At 52.0% G+C, this 890-nt stretch carries 1 rRNA gene; it reads left to right on the top strand.

Annotation, left to right across the window (positions count from 1 at the left end):
- Window positions 1-890, top strand: a 23S ribosomal RNA gene (locus B5F07_RS22185); the annotation flags it as partial.

The raw sequence follows: 890 nt of genomic DNA, 5'->3' as shown, positions 1-890 counted from the left end.
ATAGCTTTAGGGCTAGCCTCATGCAAGTCTTACGGAGGTAGAGCACTGAATTCCTAAGGGGGCGTCAAAGCTTACCAAGGGATATCAAACTCCGAATGCCGTGTAGATGATGCATGGGAGTCAGACGATCCGAGATAAGTTGGGTGGTCAAAAGGGAAAGAGCCCGGACCTGCAGCTAAGGCCCCAAAATGTGTGTTAAGTGGAAAAGGATGTGGGATTTCAAAGACAACCAGGATGTTGGCTCAGAAGCAGCCATCCATTAAAAGAGTGCGTAATAGCTCACTGGTCGAGAGGTCCTGCGCCGAAAATGTCCGGGGCTGAAACACACTGCCGAAGCTCAGGGATGAACAGTGATCAATACAGATCAATGAAGATGGAGGAAGCTTCCTGACGGAGTCAGGAAGATCCCGCATCAGATGAAACAGACTGCGTTGGTCTGCATTGATCACTGTTCATCGGTAGAGGAGCATTGCTGACGGGAGGAAGCAGTACCGGAAGGAGCTGTGGACTGTCAGGAAGAGAGAATGCCGGAATGAGTAGCGAGAGGAAGGTGGGAATCCTTCCGGCCGAATATCTAAGGTTTCCAGGGTAAAGCTGATCTGCCCTGGGTAAGTCGGGGCCTAAGGCGAGGCCGAGAGGCGTAGCCGATGGATAACAGGTTGAAATTCCTGTACTGTACTGTAACAGAACTGTGGGGACGCAGAAAGAGAGCGTGGGCCGGGAATGGAAAGACCGGTGCAAGCGGGGTAGGAGTGTATCAGGCAAATCCGGTACACAATCCGAAGACGTGACGCGGACCGAAAAGAAGTAGGGAAGCACGTGAGCTGGCTGCCAAGAAAAGCCGCTATTGTTTGCAGTATACCCGTACCGTAAACCGACACAGGTGGATG

Source organism: Lachnoclostridium sp. An169 (genome assembly GCF_002160525.1).
In the GTDB taxonomy this organism is placed as follows: Bacteria; Bacillota; Clostridia; order Lachnospirales; family Lachnospiraceae; genus Mediterraneibacter; species Mediterraneibacter cottocaccae.
Note: the sequence above shows the minus strand (reverse complement) of the source record. Positions and strands in the feature narration are given on the sequence as shown.